Genomic DNA, 16,698 nt, shown 5'->3' on the forward strand with positions numbered 1-16,698 from the left:
TGACATCGGCATGCGCAGTCGGCACGTCATCGACGATGTTGACGTTGATTTGCCCGTGCGCGGTACTGCCATCGGCATCGGTGGCGACGACGTGGATGTTCTCGGAAATGCTGTTGGCGCCGTTGCCGGTCGGATGCGTGTCGCTGTAGTTCAGGGTGTAGCTGTAGCTCACCACGCCCGTGACCGGGTTGTAACCGGTGACTGTGAAGGTGGCGCCGTGGTCGGTGGCGGCCGATTGCGGGAAGCTGGCTGCCATGCCGCCACTGATCACCGCAACGCCACCCACGGTCAGGGTTTGCAGGCCGTCCGGCGCGCTGACGGTGAAGGTGCCGGTCTGGGTCAGGGCCGGTGCGTTGGGCTCGCTGCCGGAGGTGAGGTTTTTCTCGTAGACCGTCAGCTCGCCGCCCTGGACGTCGAGGCCGTTGAGGGTCACCGGGCTGTTATGGATGTTCAGCTGCAAGGTGGCGGTGCTGGTATCGCCGTCGGCATCGGTCAGGGTGTAGGTGAACTTCTCGGTGCCGCTGCCGCCGTCGTGCAACGCGTTGAAGTCGGCACTGCTGGTGTTCAGGGTGTAGGTATACGTGCCGTTGGCATTGAGCACCAAAGTGCCATAAGTGCCGGTGAAGGTGCCCGCCGTAATCGGTCCCGAGTCCGGCCCGGTGGGGACGCGGTCTGCACCCTGCACGTCGTTGGTCAGCACATTGCCTTCCAGCGTCAGGGCTGTTGGCGTGGCGGTAATGGCGTTGCCGTCATCGACCGCTTTGGGCACGTCGTCGGTGATGTTGATGTCCAGCGAACTTGTGGCGGTATCACCATTGCGGTCTCCGGCAACCACGCTGAATTGTTCGATGAGGTTATTCGTGCCGTCACCGGCTGAATGGGTTTCGTTGACGTTGAGCGTATAGCTGTAACTCACCATGCCGGTCGCCGGGTTGTAGCCGGTGACGGTCAGGGTATTGCCCAACTGAGTTGTGATCGAATGTGGAAAGCCTGCGGCCACACCGCCGCTCATCACACTGATGCCGCCGATGTTGAGAGTCAGCAAACCGTCAGGGGCCGCCACGGTGAAGGTGCCGCTTTGGGTCAGGGCCGAAGGATTGCTGGCCGAGCCATCGGGCAGATTGGCCTCGTTGAGGGTCAACTCACCGCCGAGACCGCCGAGGGTGACCGGATGGTTGACCACAACCGGTGGCACCACGCCTGGAACAACGGCTGGAACAACGGCTGGAACAACGGCTGGCACCACGCTTGGCACAGCGTCTGGCACCACGCCTGCAACCACATCTGGCACAACGTCTGGCACAACGCCTGCCGCTGGGGTGTTGCCGTTGATATCGGCGTTGTGGCGCTCTTCAGGGAGTTCAGGAATGCCGCCAAACCCGGCCGTAGGGAAACCGATCGCAGGATCGATGTGCCCGCCCACTTCTTCCAGCATCACAAAACTGTGACCGCCACCCAATGCGCCACCGGGGGCCCCGGGCGCATCAGGCCCCGCCGCCGTGGCTTCGCCGGTCTGGGTCGGGTCGGCGCCGGCTGCGATGGCTTTTTGCAGTTGCTGGACATCGGTCAGTTGCGCTTCGCTCGGCGTGACCGCTTCAGATGCGACTACGTGTGGCGTCTGATGCGCGAGCAGTTGCGAATTCATTTGCAGATTGCTGTCGCGCCCGAGCGTCAGTTCCTGGCCATTTTGCAGATGCACCGCCACTGCGCCTTCAGCCCCGGTAACCAGTTGATCGCTGGCGAACAACCGGTCCCCCTCGATCAAGGCGCGTCGGGTGCCATCGCTCGCGACTGCGAACACCTGACCAATGACTTTACTGACGATACCGATGAGCATTGCCATGTGCATTTCCTCCGCTGCCAACTGCTGTCGGCGTCCTGTTTTTTGCGAAGAACGTGCTCATGGCTCAAGCAGGTTGCCCGGCAAGTCGTCTTCCCCCAGAGGCGCAGTTTTTTGAAGTCAACCGCAACCTTGGCGACGTCCTCGCCAAACATGGCACTCGCGGACTGCTTGTCCGGTTGGGATAAAACCCTATGCAATCAATGGCATCGGGATCCACTTTCCAAAACAACTTGCCCTGCGAGCAATGCGTAACGGTTCTGAAGCACCACCGTGACAGAAAACCGTCACTCAAAACCCGTTCCGCGTCCCTCCCCTCCAGCACTTCTCCGCCCTATGCCAATAAGTGGATTGAACTTTTTTTAACCCCCATGAGCTCCCAAAGGCTCGTAAATCAAGGGCTTTCGAATTGAACAATGTGCTGGAAATTGCAGAGCGCATAAGTTTTTTTTGAAATAAGCTTATGAATATTAGTTCTTAGGTTTTCTCTAAAATGTTCTTAGCTCTCTTGTTAGAAACTTGAAATGACTTTACCTATAAATACCGTCAAATAATTGGCGAACTATAATGTACCTTTAGGACTTCAGGGAGATACACCCATGCGGCATTTGACTCCCCTATGCAGTGCGATTCTGCTGGCCATGGCCTGTGCGTCTCCGGTTCAAGCCATGTCTTTGACAGAAGCGATCCAGAACACCATCGCGACACACCCGGAGCTGGCGTCGCGCGTGGACAGCCGCCTCTCGGCCGATGAGGAAGTGAAAGTCGCCAAGGGGGGCTTTTATCCGTCGGTTGATCTCAATGCCTCTTACGGGCGCGGGTACAGCGATAACACCAATACCCGTGCCTTGGGCAATCACCACACCGAAACCCTGAACTACACCCTATCGGAATTGCGCCTGCGGCAGATGCTCTTCGATGGTTTCCATACGTCCAACGAAGTCGAACGCACCAAAGGCGTGGTCAACTCCCGGGCCTATTACGCTCAAGGCACCGCTCAGGACCTGGCCCTGCGCACCATCGAGGTCTACCTCGAAGTGCTCAAGCGCCGCGAACTCGTGACCCTGGCCAAGAACAACCTGCAAGCCCACCTGCGAGTCAACGACCAGATCGGCCTGCGTACCCAACGCGGCATCGGCAGCCGTGCCGACGCCGATCAGTCGGCTGCTCGCCGGGCACTGGCGGAGAATAACCTCGACACCGCCGAAGTCGATCTGGCCGACGCCGAGTCGAATTTCTCCGCCGTCGTTGGGCGCCTGCCCGATGAACTCGAAACACCGCCTTCGACCCGTGGCGAACTGCCTGCCACCCTGCAAGAAGCCCAGCAAAGCATGGTGGAAAACAACCCATACCTGAAATCCGCCCAGGCTGATGTGCAATCGGCCGAGAGTCAGTACGAGGTCGCCAAGTCGCCGTTCTACCCGCGTTTTGACGCCGAAGCCGCGGTGGGGGCGAACAACAACGTGCAGGGTGACGTAGGCCACGACAACGAATGGCGAGTCGGCATCGTGATGAACTACAACCTGTTTCGCGGTGGCAGCGACAAGGCACGCCTGGCCTCCGATGCACACCAAATCAACCAGGCGATGGACATCCGCAATAATGCCCTGCGCCAACTCAACGAGAATATCCACCTGGCCTGGAACGCCATGGTCAACGCGAAAAAACAAACCCCGACCGCCCGCGAATACGCGGAGACCAGTAAACGCGTAAGGGTGGCGTATCAGGATCAGTTCGGCCTTGGCCAACGAACCCTTCTCGACCTGCTGGACAGTGAAAACGAACTCTATAACGCCAACCGCCGCTACACCGAAGTGCTCTACACCGAGGAATACTCGATGTACCGCGTACTGGCAAACATGGGGCAGTTGCTGAGCAAACAACGGGTCGTGCTGCCCGCCGATGCGATCCCCCAGGCCGAAGTGAAAAGCGAAGCCCGGTTGCCGGAACTGAAGTAGTGCAATGGAGTGACCAATTTGACCAGCATGGAACCCGGCAACATCGGTGTCGACCCGCGTCTGAGCTTTGATGACCCGCTTCTGGACGGTCTGTTGATTCTCTGCAAACTCCACGGCGCGACGGTCAGTCGCGCCAGCCTGAGTGCCGGCCTGCCCCTGAACAAACAACGTTTGAGCCTGGACTTGCTGCCGCGCGCAGCGGCCCGTGCGAGCTTGCAGGCGCGATTGCTGCGCCGTGAACTGGCGGACATTTCTGCCCTCAACCTGCCCGTATTACTGATCCTCAACAACGGTCGAACCGCCGTCCTGCGACGCTTTGGCGATGACGATCAGTTGCAGATTCTGCCCAGCGAAGCCGATGGCGGCGAACAATGGGTCAGCCGTGCAGAGCTGGCCGAAAACTACAGCGGCCAGGCCTTGTTCGCCCGGCCACGCCACGAACTCGAAGACTTGCGCTCGCCGCTGGTGCCGCGCGTAGAGGCCTGGTTCCGCGACACCCTGAAGCTGTCGAAATGGCTATATGGCGATGCGATCCTGGCGAGTTTCCTGATCAACCTGCTGGGGCTGATGGTGCCCCTGTTTGTGATGCAGACCTATGACCGGGTGGTGCCGAACCAGGCCACATCGACCTTGTGGGTGTTGTCCATCGGCTTGCTGATTGGCACCGGGTTCGAACTGGCGCTGCGGGTCGTGCGCGCGCACTTGCTGGACACCGCCGGGAAGAAGACCGATGTCATTCTTTCCGCCACGTTGTTCGAACGCATCACCGGCATGGCCATGAAAGCACGACCGGCAACCATCGGCGGTTTCGCCCAAAGCATTCACGACTTCCAGGGCCTGCGCGAATTCCTCACCGCCGTGACCCTGACCAGCCTGATCGACCTGCCCTTCGCCGTGCTGATACTGCTGGTGATCGGTCTGCTCGGCGGTTGGCTGGTGGTGATTCCGCTGTTGGCGTTTCCGATCACGATTATCTTTGCGATGGTGATTCAGGTTCGCCTGCGCGACACCGTACAGAAAAGCCTCAGCCTCGGCGCCGAACGCCAGGCCCTGCTGATCGAAACCCTCGGTGGCCTGGAAACCCTCAAGGCGTGCAGCGCCGAAAGCGAACGTCAGCACAAATGGGAGAGCACCCACGGCGCGCTCACCCGCCTCGACAGCCACGCGCGCAACCTCTCGGCGGTGGCCACCAACGGCACGCTGTTCATCCAGCAATTTTCGGGCATGGCGACCATTGTCGCCGGGGTCTACAGCATCATCGCCGGTAATCTCAGCGTCGGCGCGCTGGTGGCGACTTACATGCTCGGCAGCCGCGTGCTCGCACCGCTGGGGCAGATTGCCGGGCTGATCACCCGTTACCAGCAAGCGCAACTGACCATGAAAAGCACCGATGCATTGATGGGGTTGCCACAAGAGCGCGACGCCAGACAACGGCCACTGGAGCGCACGCAACTGCAAGGCGCGCTGGACGTCAGCGGCGTGACGTTCCACTACACCGGCCAGAGCGCGCCGGCGCTGGCTAATGTCAGTTTCAGCGTAAATCCCGGGGAACGGATCGGCATTATCGGTCGCAGCGGTTCGGGCAAAAGCACCCTGGCACGACTGGTGATGGGGTTCTATGCGCCGGAAGAAGGTCAGCTGTTGCTCGATGGCCTGGATCTGCGCCAGCTCGATGTCGCCGACCTGCGCCAGCAGATCGGTTACGTCGCTCACGACCTGCCACTGCTGGCCGGCAGCCTGCGCGACAACCTGACCCTCGGTGCGCGCTACATCAGCGATTCGCGCATGCTCGAAGTCGCGGAACTGACCGGCGTCACCGAGCTGGCCCGTCAACACCCGCAAGGTTTTGATCGGCCCGTCGGCGAACGCGGACAATTGCTCTCCGGAGGCCAACGCCAGGCCGTATTGCTGGCCCGGGCCATGTTACTGGACCCGCCGATCCTGCTCCTCGACGAACCGACCAGCGCCATGGACAACAGCAGCGAAGACGTTCTGCGGCAAAAACTGCACAGCTGGGTCCAGGGCAAAACCGTGCTACTGGTCACTCACCGTACGTCGATGCTCAGCCTGGTGGATCGACTGGTAGTGCTGGACAACGGACGGATCGTCGCCGACGGTCCGAAAGAATCGGTCATCGATGCACTGCGCAAGGGCCGGGTCGGCTCTGCGGCTGTCTAGGAGCTACCCATGGCCCGTTCATCGTCCGACGCCTCGAACTCTAATTCGAAGAAACGAGGCTATTTTGGCAGCTTCAGAAAAAGCGCCGAAAGCGAATTCATGCCGGAAACCGCTGGCGCGGCGTTGCAGGACTCCCCGCGCTGGTCGCGGATCACTGTGTGGCTCGCTGCCGGGCTGATTATCAGCGCGCTAGTCTGGGCCAAGTTCGCCGTGCTGCAGGAAGTCACCATGGGCGAAGGCAAGGCGATTCCGTCGAGCAAGGTTCAGGTGATCCAGAACCTGGAGGGCGGCATTGTCACCGAAATCTTCGTGCGCGAAGGGCAAATGGTGAATAAGGGCGATACGTTGCTGCGCCTGGATGACACGCGCTTCCTGTCAAATAAAGGCGAAAGCGAGGCGGATCGTTATGCGCTGACGGCCCAGGTCGAACGCTTGTCGGCCGAAGCAGAGGGGCGCCCCTTCAAGTTATCGACTGAAGTCATCGCCAAAGCCCCGCAAGTGGCGGAAGACGAACGCTCGCTGTACGACCAACGCCAGCGTCGATTAGCCAGTGAGCAGCGCACACTGAGTGAACAACTTCGGCAAAAAACCCAGGAGCTGGCGGAATTCCGCTCCAAACAGAGTCAGTTCAGTTCCAGTCTGGCGCTCTTGCAGCAGGAGATGAACATGTCCACGCCGCTGGTGAGCACCGGGGCGGTTTCACCGGTGGAAATCCTGCGACTCAAGCGCAGCGCCGTGGAGATTCGCGGCTCGCTGGATGCCACGACGCTGGCGATTCCCCGGGCGGAATCGGCGATTAACGAGATCAAGAGCAAGATTGACGAGTCAGAACAATCCTTCCGCTCGGACGCGGCGAAAGAGCTGAACGAGAAACGCACGGACCTGTCGAAAATCACCGCCTCGAGCATCGCCATCGACGACCGCGTGACTCGCACCACGGTGGTCTCGCCGGTGCACGGCATTATCAAGGTGCTCAAGGTCAACACCATCGGCGGCGTGGTTCAGCCAGGCAGCGACATGGTGGAAATCGTGCCCCTGGAAGACAATTTGCTGATCGAGGCCAAGGTGCGGCCACAGGATGTAGCGTTCCTGCATCCGGGGCAGAAAGCGATGGTCAAGTTCAGTGCTTACGACTACACGATTTATGGCGGGTTGAGTGCCAAGCTCGAGTTGATCGGGGCGGACACGATAACGGATGACAAGGGCAACAGCTTTTATCTGATTCAGGTTCGCACTGATAAAAACCACTTGGGTGGGGATGTGAAACCGTTGCTGATCATTCCGGGGATGGTGGCGACGGTGGACATTATTACCGGGGAGAAAAGTGTGTTGGATTACCTGTTGAAACCGGTGCTGAAAGCCCGGACCGAGGCGATGCGCGAACGATAAGTCCGGCTGGCGTTTGCTGTGATGGTTCCACTGCATTCGCGAGCAGGCTCGCTCCCACCACTGCTCCTGTGGGAGCGAGCCTGCTCGCGAAGAGATCATCACAAACACCGACTATTTCGGCCCATGATTACGCCGGTAGATCTCCTCCCCCATCGCCGCAATCTGCCCTTCGATCAACGCCTCGAAGGGTTTTAGCAAGGGTTCAAAGGTCATCGGTGCTTCAAGCGTCTGCAACGCCTGAACAATCGCCTCCACCGTCGACAACGCACCTGGCCCGGGCGCCTTACGCAATCGATAACGCGACACCGCACCCTCGGCCAACGTCACTCTGGGCAACGCTGCCAGCAGCGGATTAAGGTGCAACATTTTGCGTGCCTTGCGCCATGTGCCGTCCGGAACGACCAGCAGCAAGGGCTCATCGGTGGCGGCATAGGCCTGCAACGGCTGAGCCTCATCGGCAGGAAACAGCAGCCGCGCCTGATAGCCTGCCTGATTCAACAGCGTTGGCAGTTCCTCGAACACTTCGCCAACGATCAACTCGGCATTTTTCAACCCCAAGGCTGCCAGCCGCGCAGTGTTCAGCGCATGGTTCACTTCGCTCGGATGCTGCAACAGCAACACCCGGGTGCGACTGTCGAGGCTCGGAATCAGTGGGCACAGGCAATGGGATTGCGGGCGCAGACACCGGGAACATTGAATTCGGGACATCGCTTCCTTTTCCTTTAAGCCGCCTGGTTCAGTTGTGCTTTAAGCAGGTCGCGAAAGGTCTGGATCAGCGGCTCGCGGCTGCGGCCACGACGCACGATCATTGAAAACGGCGCCTGATAACCAAAGGTCGCCGGCAGTAGCACGCGCAAATCGCCCCTGTCCGCCCAGGACTGAGCATAGTGCTCCGGTAGATAACCGATGTAAGCGCCGGACAGCACCAGAATCAGCTGTGCCTCCATACTTTCCACCGTCGCGGCGCTGTGCTTGAAACCGTGCCGTGCCAGTTCGGCCTGACTCCAGTAACCACGGCCAACCATGCGCTGCTGGGTGATGACTTGCTCAGGTATGCGCCGTTCGGTGAACAATGGATGGCGACTGCTGCAATACAGCCAGTGTTGTTCGCGGTACAGCGGCATGTAGACCAGACCACTCATACGCGTGGAAAACGCACCGATGGCCAGGTCGAGGCGATTGTCCTGCACGCCGAGTTGCAGTTCGTAAGGGCTCATGACCGACAAGTGCAAATGCACGGCCGGGTGCTCCTGGCTGTAGGCACCGATGGCTTCGGCGAACGGCAGGGCCTTGTCGCTGACGGTGGAGTCGATCACACCCAGGTTCAGCGTGCCGCGTAACTCGCCCTTGAGGGCGGCGGCGTATTGCTCGAAGCCTTCGAGTTCACCCAGCAGGCGCAAGGTCTCCTGATGGAACAATTCGCCCTTGCTGGTCAGGCTGAAACCGCCCCGGCCGCGATGGCAGAGCACCAGGCCGAGCGTCGATTCGAGCTGGCTCATGTAGGTGCTGATAGCCGAGGTCGAGAGGTTGAGCTCTTGCTGGGCGTTGGCGAATCCCTGATGGCGCACTACGCTGACGAAGATACGCAATAGTTTCAGGTCGGGTAAAGCGTTGGCCATTGGGGGGCTCCAGCAAAAACACATTCAGGTGTTGAGTCATGTAGCAGCTGCCGAGCCTGCTACAGGAAACCCTGCAAGTCTATCTCTGCTCCCGCCATTAGTTTAGAAAAATCTGAACTAAGTATTTGCCCCTAGCGATTCTTCCCGGACACCACATTTCGCAGAATTGACCCCAATGGTGCCCGTGTCTCTGCGACCGGTGTAACCAACATAAATAAAACAACGACGATGAGGCCCTACCCGTGGACAAGATTCTTCACCAACCACTGGGCGGCAATGAAATGCCGCGCTTCGGCGGCATCGCCACCATGATGCGACTCCCCCACCTTCCAACCGCTGCCGGCCTGGATGCTGCCTTTATTGGCGTTCCGCTCGACATCGGCACCTCGCTGCGTCCGGGCACCCGTTTCGGGCCTCGTGAAATCCGCGCTGAATCCGTGATGATTCGCCCGTACAACATGGCCACCGGCGCCGCCCCGTTCGACTCGCTGTCGGTCGCCGATATCGGTGACGTGGCGATCAACACCTTCAACCTGCTGGACGCCGTACGGATCATCGAAGAGTCCTACGACAATATCCTTGAACACGATGTGATCCCGCTGACGCTGGGCGGCGACCACACCATCACCCTGCCGATCCTGCGTGCCATCCATAAAAAGCACGGCAAAGTCGGCCTGGTGCACATCGATGCTCACGCCGATGTGAACGATCACATGTTCGGCGAGAAAATTGCCCACGGCACCACGTTCCGTCGCGCTGTCGAAGAAGGTCTTCTGGACCCGGACCGCGTTGTGCAAATCGGTCTGCGCGCACAGGGCTACACCGCTGACGACTTCAACTGGAGCCGCAATCAAGGTTTCCGTGTGGTTCAGGCCGAAGAGTGCTGGCACAAATCCCTGGCGCCATTGATGGCTGAAGTTCGCGAGAAAGTCGGTGGCGGTCCGGTGTACCTGAGTTTCGACATCGACGGCATCGACCCAGCCTGGGCGCCAGGTACCGGCACCCCGGAAATCGGCGGTCTGACGACCATTCAGGCGATTGAGATCGTTCGCGGCTGCCAAGGCCTCGATCTGGTCGGCTGCGACCTGGTAGAAGTCTCGCCCGCTTATGACACCACCGGCAACACCTCGCTGCTGGCGGCCAACCTGCTGTACGAAATGCTCTGCGTACTGCCTGGTGTTGTCCATCGCTGAGAATCGGCCATGAGCGGACGTGATCAGGTCTTGCAAGCTGCCGCCGATCGGGTGGCAGCCTTTGCACGTAACGATCGCGAAGCCTGCTTCGGCGCCGATGCGAGCTTCGTGTAGTCGAACAGATCCCGGACAGCGAACGAACCGCGAGTATTCGCCCCTGACGATGTACGCAGTAACGGTACGGGTTCTCTCGGCAAACCGGTGCTGCGACACGTCGCCTTATTCAAAAAAAAACAGTGATAAACGGCACCTCTGTGGCGAGGAAGCTTGCCCCCGCTCGGCTGCGCAACCGTTGCAAAACAGGCCAGTGAGATTCTCCTGACGAAACTCGACTGCGGGTTTTGGGGCTGACTCGCAGCCAGCGGGAGCGAGTTCCTTCGCGACAAAAAACGGTTTCATTGCCTCATTGCAACTTTGCCTCACCATAAAAAAGACAATTGGAGACACGCCATCATGGCATTGGATTTATTCGTCGTTCTCATTTACGCCGCCGCGATGCTGGTGCTTGGTTACTTCGGCATGCGCAAAGCCAAGACCAACGAAGATTACTTGGTCGCCGGTCGTAACCTCGGCCCGACGCTTTACATGGGCACCATGGCCGCTACCGTTCTGGGTGGCGCGTCCACCGTCGGTACTGTGCGTCTGGGCTACGTCCACGGCATCTCTGGTTTCTGGCTGTGCGCCGCACTGGGCTGCGGGATCGTGGCGCTGAACCTGTTCCTCGCCAAGCCGCTGCTGAAGCTGAAAATCTTCACCGTCACCCAAGTGCTGGAAAAACGCTACAACCCGATGGCCCGCTCCGCGAGCGCGGCAATCATGCTGGCCTACGCACTGATGATTGGCGTGACCTCCATCCTGGCGATCGGCACCGTGCTGCAAGTGCTGTTCGGCTTGCCGTTCTGGATGTCTGTGCTGTTGGGCGGTGGCGTGGTGGTGGTCTACTCGGCGATCGGCGGCATGTGGTCCCTGACCCTGACCGACATCGTCCAGTTCGTGATCAAAACCGTAGGCCTGATGTTCATCCTGTTGCCAATTTGCCTGTACCGCGTCGGCGGCTGGGATGAATTGGTGATGAAACTGCCGGCGACCGCCTTCAGCTTCACCACCATCGGTTGGGACACCATCATCACCTACTTCATGATCTACTTCTTCGGGATCCTGATTGGCCAGGACATCTGGCAGCGCGTGTTCACCGTCAAGACCGCTAAAATCGCTCAGTATGCCGGTACCTTTGCCGGGCTTTACTGCATCCTTTACGGCCTGGCCTGCGCCCTGATCGGCATGGCTGCTCACGTGCTGATTCCGGATCTGGACAACGTCAACAATGCCTTCGCCGCCATCGTCAAACTGTCCCTTCCGGATGGTATTCGTGGCCTGGTGATCGCTGCTGCACTGGCTGCGATGATGTCCACCGCCAGCGCTGGCTTGCTGGCCGCTTCCACCACCCTGACCGAAGACCTGCTGCCGAAACTGCGCGGAGGCAAACAATCGACCCTGGGCCTCAACCGCCTGTTCACCCTGCTGACCGGTTTCGTTGTGCTCGGTATCGCCCTGGTGGTGAATGACGTCATCAGCGCCCTGACCCTGGCCTACAACCTGCTGGTGGGCGGCATGCTGATCCCGCTGATGGGTGCGATTTTCTGGAAACGCGCAACCACCGCCGGTGCTATCGCCAGCATGGGTATGGGCTTTGCCACGGCGCTGGTGTTCATGTTCAAGGATGGTCTGGATGCCAACACCCCGATCTACTACAGCCTCGGCGTAGGCCTGGTGAGCTTCGTGCTCGTCAGCCTGCTGTCCCGCCGCACGGCGCTGGTGGCTAGCGCCGCGTAAGCTGAACATAACAATTTGATGTTTTCTTCGGCGGGTGTGGCGTCGGTTGCCACACCCGTTTTTTTTCGCCTGAAGGAAAGTGCTGATGAAAATCGTCAGCTTGACCAGTGGCAACACCAGCACGGCTGGAGCCTGCTGTACTCACACGCAGGGACAACAACAATAACGCCCTCGAAGATTGACCATGAAAAGAGCCGCCGTTCGTGCCGCCGTGCATCGCTTTATCAGCCGTTTGCTGGAAAGTCAGGATGACTTTGACGACAACACGAGCCTCGCGCAGTTGGGATTGGATAAAGAAGATATCGAGGAGCTGATCTTCCATCTGGAGGATCAGCTAGGGTTGACAGCATTTACGGCAGAAGAAGATCAAATGCTCAAGACCGCGACGACGGCCAATGACTTGAGTCGGTTTTTGCTAGCGATCGGGCGGCATTGAGTTTGCCCCCCTTAAAATCGCGCATTCCCCTGTAGCAGCTGCCGAGCACCGCGAGGCTCGGGCCGCGTTCGGACGAAGCAGTCATAAACCCACCATGCAGGATTTTCCTGATACACCGCGCCGCCTGATTTCACGACGGCTCCGTCCGAACGCGGCCCTCGCCGAACGCAGCCTCGCGGTGCTCGGCAGCTGCTACAACTATGGGTGGGCGCGATTACCGGCGGCGCTGCTGGCGTCGGCGTTGTTCGTCGTCAGTGCGAATAGGCACAGGTTGCAGAGGCGGTTCGATCAAACCGAGTGCGACACCCAGGTCGTGCAGCCAGTTTTGGATTTTCTCTTTCATGGTGCCCCCTTTTGGGTAGTGCCGAGCGACCGGAATTCTGTAGCCGCTTCGCACTGATAATAGTCCGAAGTCCTACGTAATGCTCGCCAAAATCCTCAATGATCTGTTACTGAATCGATCCAAATTCCTGACCGTTAATTCAAGCAATCGCCTGAGCCTGAATCGCTGCGCACGGATAGACCGCTTGTTGCTGTTCGATCCACGCATTCAGATTGGCCCCGACCATGCCCTTGCGCCACATCAGCCAGGTTGTGGCGTTGGCAAACGGCTCAGCCAAGGGATGCACCGCCACGCTTTCACGGCCCGGCAGACTGGCGAGCATCGACTCCGACATCAGCGCCACTCCTGAGCCCGCAATCACACAGGCAAGCATCCCCGGATAGGACTCAATCTCCATCGCGCGCCCCATGGCCGCGTGATCGTGGGCAAACCAGGCTTCCAGGCGCATCCGGTAAGAACAACCCTGCCGAAAGGTGAACACCGACCGCCCTTCCACATCCAAAGCGCTGCGCACCGGCGGGTGATCGGCCTCGCTGATCAGCACCAGCCGTTCGTCGCACAGTGGCACGCCATCGAGCCCGGCCAGCTCCAACGGGCCGTCCACCAATGCCGCGTCGAGCCGACCGGTGAGCAAACCTTCCAGCAATTCGCCGCTGGGTCCGGACTGCACCTGCAGGTTCACCGCCGGGTAAGTGCGGTGATAGCGCGCCAACAGCCCTGGTAGGTGAATGGCGGCCGTGCTGTACATGGTGCCGAGCACGAAGTCGCCAGCCGGTTGCCCGCCTTGAACGGCCGCACTGGCTTCGTCATGCAAGGCGAAGAGCTTGGCGGTGTAATCCAGCAGGACTTTGCCCGCAGGTGATAACTGCAAACGCTGACGCTCACGAACGAAGAGTTCTACACCAAGCTGTTCTTCAAGTTGTTTAAGCCGCGTCGACAGGTTCGACGGCACCCGATGCAACCGTTCGGCAGCACGCGTGATCGAACCCTCCTGCGCCACGGCCTGGAAGATCCGCAATTGGCTGAACTCCACGATCTTCTCCAAATCAGAACAAGTTACTCACTATTATTCATTTTTAAAGAAAGTCAATCAGTCCTAGCCTGACGGTCATTGATCCTCTGCCGGAACTCAGACCATGCCCCCTCTGATTCGCTTACTCGCCAGTTTTATCGCCCTGATGATGGCCATGGGCATCGGGCGTTTTGCGCTCACGCCGCAACTGCCGCACTTGCTCAGCGAAGGTCAGATCGACCTGACCGCCGCCGGTCTGATCGCAGCCGCCAACTACCTCGGTTACTTCGTCGGCGCCATCGACGCGATGTTTTCCCGGCGCCCCGAGCAAGTCCGCCGCCGTTTGCTGGGTGGTTTGTGGCTCTGCGTGTTGCTGACCTTGGCATCGTTCTGGGCCAATGGTTTCTGGTCGCATCTATTGCTGCGTTTCGGGACCGGGGTGGCCAGCGCCTGGGTGCTGGTGATGATCACGGCGTTGAGCCAACCACTGGCCGCAGCGGCCGGTCGTCCGCGACTGGGCGCTCTGGTATTTGCCGGACCCGGCTTAGGGATTTTTCTGACAGGACTGCTGGCCTTGGGTTCGAACCTTCTAGGTCAGACTTCCGCCACCTTGTGGCTGGTGTATGCCGGCGTCGGGTTGGTGATGCTGCTGGGGATTCTGCCACTCCTGCCCCAATCTGCCACGACTGCGACTGTCGTCCCCACCGCAACGACTTCCGGCAATCAAGGCATTGCCCGTTTAGGCGTGATCTATGGGTTATACGGTTTGGGCTACATCATTCCGGCCACTTTCCTCTCGCAAATGGCTAATGCGCAGTTCCATGGGCAATGGCAGGCCGATCTGTTCTGGCCGTGCTTCGGGCTGGCGTCGGCTATCGGCGTGGTGCTGGTCAGTCTGCGTCGACAACGCCCGGATGGCACTCGTCATTGGCTGATGGCGACGTTATGGCTGCAGGCCGCCGGCGTGTTCGCCTGCCTGCTGGGCAGCGGGCCGGGCCTGGCGTTGGGGGTGATCCTGTGTGGCACACCATTCCTGGCCTGCATGCAGCTGGTGATGCAACGCTCCCGGGAGTTGGCGCCCCATGCCGCCCAGCGCAATGCGGGATTGCTGACGGCGTGCTTCGCCGTGGGCCAACTCACCGGACCGTTGCTGGCCGCCTTAAGTAGCCACTTCAGTGGAGGGTTGCAGCCAGCGTTAGTGATCGCCGGCAGTGGTTTGTTCATCGCCGGCGGGTTGTTGTTGCGCCCGGTCAGTATTGCCCGAGGGCTTTGCGTAAACGACGGCGAACCCACTGCTCAGCGCTGACAAACGTGATACCTAAAAGCACCAGCACCGCGCCGATAATGAAGTTGAGGCTCAGTTTTTCACCCAGCAACACCACGCCGAACGTGACACCGAACAACGGTGTCATGAATGAAAACACTGCCAGGTTCGCCGCCAGATAGCGGCGTAGCAGCCAGAACCAGGTCAGGTAACTGAAGAACGACACCACCAGTCCCTGAAACAGGACACTGGCCACCGCGACGGTGGTCAGGCTGACGTGGGTGACCTGGCCGCTGAGGATCGCGATCAACAACAGACCGACGAACCCCACAATCAATTGATAGAACAACGTCAGGGTCACTGGTGCTTCCGACAGGCGCGAAGCACGCACCACCACCGTGGTCGCGCCCCAAGAGGCCCCGGCCAGTATGCCTAATGCATCGCCCATCAACATGCGGTGATCGAGGTTGTCCCAGGACACCCCACCGGCAAACGCGACGGCGATCCCGACGAAGGCGAGGAAAATTCCCAGCCATTGGACGGGCCTTAAACGTTCACTGGGCAACAACCAATGAACGCCCAACGCAGTGAAAATCGGTGCGGTGTAGAGGAACACCGACATGTGTGCGGCCGTAGTCAGCTGCAATCCTTCGGAAATGAAGAAGAACTCCAGGCCAAATAAAGCACCGGCCAACAATCCGCCACGCCAGGTGCGACCGACCTGATCCCAGCCGCCCTTCCAGCAGATCAGCAATCCGACGAGCAATGCGGAAATACCCGATCGCGCGGCGGCCTGCATGACAGGTGCGATATCAGGCGCCGCCCACTTGATCATGACCTGTTGAACGCCCCAGATCAGGCACAAGCCAACCATCACTTGCAGAGCAAACCCATCGGCGTTACGCCGGGTGGCGCTCACCGGAAGACCTCAAACACACAAAACATGGCAGTGACTCGCAAAGCCCCAGTGCAAGGCTGGGGCGAAAAATTATGCGGTCGATTATTAACCAGATGGCTAGAAACTGCCTCCTCTGGATGACGTTTAAATGCCCGATTGCGTCATCCGGCCGTAACCACCGCACCCGCTCTTTTCAGTTTTACTTGGGTAAGATGGTCAACTTTCCATCAGTATTGACTTCGGTGTGTCATGGGTAGACCCTGATCGTTAATGAGCCCCAGAGTTGAATCGGATCGAAATCCTCTAGCGAAAGATCAAGTACGAGGGGCTCGTCTTATCGCAAACATACACGGACAGGGCTAGAGGGCGCCCTCGACTGCAACCAGGTTGTATCCGGCAAAGATTACACCCTGACTTTTAACAAAGCATTTAATGGCAGGTGGTGTCTCACTGCTCAGTGGCTTGTGCCAGGCGGCTTTTGCGACAGTACTTTTCGCAGACAACCCAGGATTCATCACGAGAATAACCCAAGCTGCAACTTTGATTTTTTGTTACCGAATGTACTCCAAGATCGTTATTTATCTCTATTGCAAAAACGAAACATCCTGTTTCATCTGACCGCGCCAGCAGGTTACTTTCCGTGGAGAGGAAGTATAGTAAATTCTTAGCTGCGAAATTTTCAGCATACACAACAGCTCTAGAATTAGTCATGTACGACAATTCTGACAGAAAAAT

The 16,698-nt window shown here is 59.1% G+C and carries 14 protein-coding genes and 1 pseudogene; 8 read left to right on the top strand and 7 right to left on the bottom strand.

From position 1 onward, the window contains the following. A partial coding sequence (locus tag ACM6IR_RS08555; protein ID WP_414907310.1) for a retention module-containing protein occupies nt 1-1,843 on the bottom strand: 1,843 nt, incomplete at its 3' end. 596 nt (nt 1,844-2,439) lie between these two features. Between ACM6IR_RS08555 and ACM6IR_RS08560 the strand changes: the two genes are divergently transcribed. From ACM6IR_RS08560 to ACM6IR_RS08570, 3 genes are read left to right on the top strand one after another with little or no spacing between them, the layout of a single operon-like run. Continuing rightward, a complete protein-coding gene (locus ACM6IR_RS08560; protein ID WP_414907311.1) occupies nt 2,440-3,798 on the top strand; it encodes a TolC family outer membrane protein in 1,359 nt (452 codons plus the stop codon). A gap of 18 nt (nt 3,799-3,816) precedes the next feature. Further along, nucleotides 3,817-5,976 carry a type I secretion system permease/ATPase gene (locus ACM6IR_RS08565; protein ID WP_414907312.1) on the top strand — a complete coding sequence of 720 codons (2,160 nt, stop codon included), beginning with the start codon at nt 3,817-3,819 and terminating at the stop codon, nt 5,974-5,976. Nucleotides 5,977-5,985: 9 nt separating this feature from the next. Further along, nucleotides 5,986-7,365, top strand: a complete 1,380-nt coding sequence (locus tag ACM6IR_RS08570) for an HlyD family type I secretion periplasmic adaptor subunit (RefSeq protein ID WP_414907313.1) — start codon at nt 5,986-5,988, stop codon at nt 7,363-7,365. A 111-nt stretch (nt 7,366-7,476) separates the two neighbouring features. Here ACM6IR_RS08570 and ACM6IR_RS08575 read toward each other — a convergent pair whose 3' ends face one another. Together ACM6IR_RS08575 and ACM6IR_RS08580 are read right to left on the bottom strand one after the other, a co-directional pair. Continuing rightward, the gene (locus ACM6IR_RS08575) at nt 7,477-8,073 is read right to left on the bottom strand and encodes a tRNA-uridine aminocarboxypropyltransferase (RefSeq protein WP_414907314.1); all 597 of its coding nucleotides are present in this window, start codon (nt 8,071-8,073) and stop codon (nt 7,477-7,479) included. Nucleotides 8,074-8,087: 14 nt separating this feature from the next. Beyond that, nucleotides 8,088-8,984 (bottom strand): LysR family transcriptional regulator, encoded by an 897-nt coding sequence (locus tag ACM6IR_RS08580; protein WP_414907315.1) that lies wholly within the window; start codon nt 8,982-8,984, stop codon nt 8,088-8,090. A gap of 242 nt (nt 8,985-9,226) precedes the next feature. On the opposite strand from ACM6IR_RS08580, the gene speB reads away from it, so the two are divergent. The 4 genes and pseudogenes from speB to ACM6IR_RS08600 all read left to right on the top strand — a co-directional run bounded on the left by speB (nt 9,227) and on the right by ACM6IR_RS08600 (nt 12,446). After that, entirely contained in the window at nt 9,227-10,177 is a 951-nt protein-coding gene (speB, locus tag ACM6IR_RS08585) for an agmatinase (RefSeq protein WP_178129018.1), read from the top strand. 9 nt (nt 10,178-10,186) lie between these two features. Then, nucleotides 10,187-10,288, top strand: a pseudogene (locus tag ACM6IR_RS08590) (DUF4440 domain-containing protein); the annotation flags it as partial. Between the two features lie 342 nt (nt 10,289-10,630). Beyond that, the gene (locus tag ACM6IR_RS08595; RefSeq protein ID WP_414907316.1) at nt 10,631-12,010 is read left to right on the top strand and encodes a sodium:solute symporter; all 1,380 of its coding nucleotides are present in this window, start codon (nt 10,631-10,633) and stop codon (nt 12,008-12,010) included. A 184-nt stretch (nt 12,011-12,194) separates the two neighbouring features. Beyond that, complete coding sequence (locus tag ACM6IR_RS08600) at nt 12,195-12,446, top strand: acyl carrier protein (RefSeq protein WP_414907317.1); 252 nt, start codon at nt 12,195-12,197, stop codon at nt 12,444-12,446. Nucleotides 12,447-12,660: 214 nt separating this feature from the next. Here the strand turns inward: ACM6IR_RS08600 and ACM6IR_RS08605 are convergent, their stop codons facing one another. Beyond that, nucleotides 12,661-12,789, bottom strand: a complete 129-nt coding sequence (locus ACM6IR_RS08605) for a PA1414 family protein (RefSeq protein ID WP_007914492.1) — start codon at nt 12,787-12,789, stop codon at nt 12,661-12,663. Nucleotides 12,790-12,928: 139 nt separating this feature from the next. After that, complete coding sequence (gene ptrR, locus ACM6IR_RS08610; RefSeq protein WP_414907318.1) at nt 12,929-13,822, bottom strand: putrescine utilization regulator PtrR; 894 nt, start codon at nt 13,820-13,822, stop codon at nt 12,929-12,931. Between the two features lie 103 nt (nt 13,823-13,925). Here ptrR and ACM6IR_RS08615 point away from each other — a divergent pair, with 103 nt between their 5' ends. Beyond that, complete coding sequence (locus tag ACM6IR_RS08615; RefSeq protein WP_414907319.1) at nt 13,926-15,107, top strand: MFS transporter; 1,182 nt, start codon at nt 13,926-13,928, stop codon at nt 15,105-15,107. On the opposite strand, the gene ACM6IR_RS08620 is transcribed toward ACM6IR_RS08615, so the two are convergent. Together ACM6IR_RS08620 and ACM6IR_RS08625 are read right to left on the bottom strand one after the other, a co-directional pair. Beyond that, nucleotides 15,052-15,984 carry a DMT family transporter gene (locus tag ACM6IR_RS08620; RefSeq protein ID WP_414907320.1) on the bottom strand — a complete coding sequence of 311 codons (933 nt, stop codon included), beginning with the start codon at nt 15,982-15,984 and terminating at the stop codon, nt 15,052-15,054. The genes ACM6IR_RS08615 and ACM6IR_RS08620 overlap by 56 nt on opposite strands. 426 nt (nt 15,985-16,410) lie before the next feature. After that, a complete protein-coding gene (locus ACM6IR_RS08625; protein ID WP_414907321.1) occupies nt 16,411-16,674 on the bottom strand; it encodes a hypothetical protein in 264 nt (87 codons plus the stop codon). Nucleotides 16,675-16,698 lie beyond the last annotated feature (24 nt).

The sequence above is a fragment of the Pseudomonas sp. IT-P253 genome (genome assembly GCF_949768125.1).
Classification (GTDB): Bacteria; Pseudomonadota; Gammaproteobacteria; order Pseudomonadales; family Pseudomonadaceae; genus Aquipseudomonas.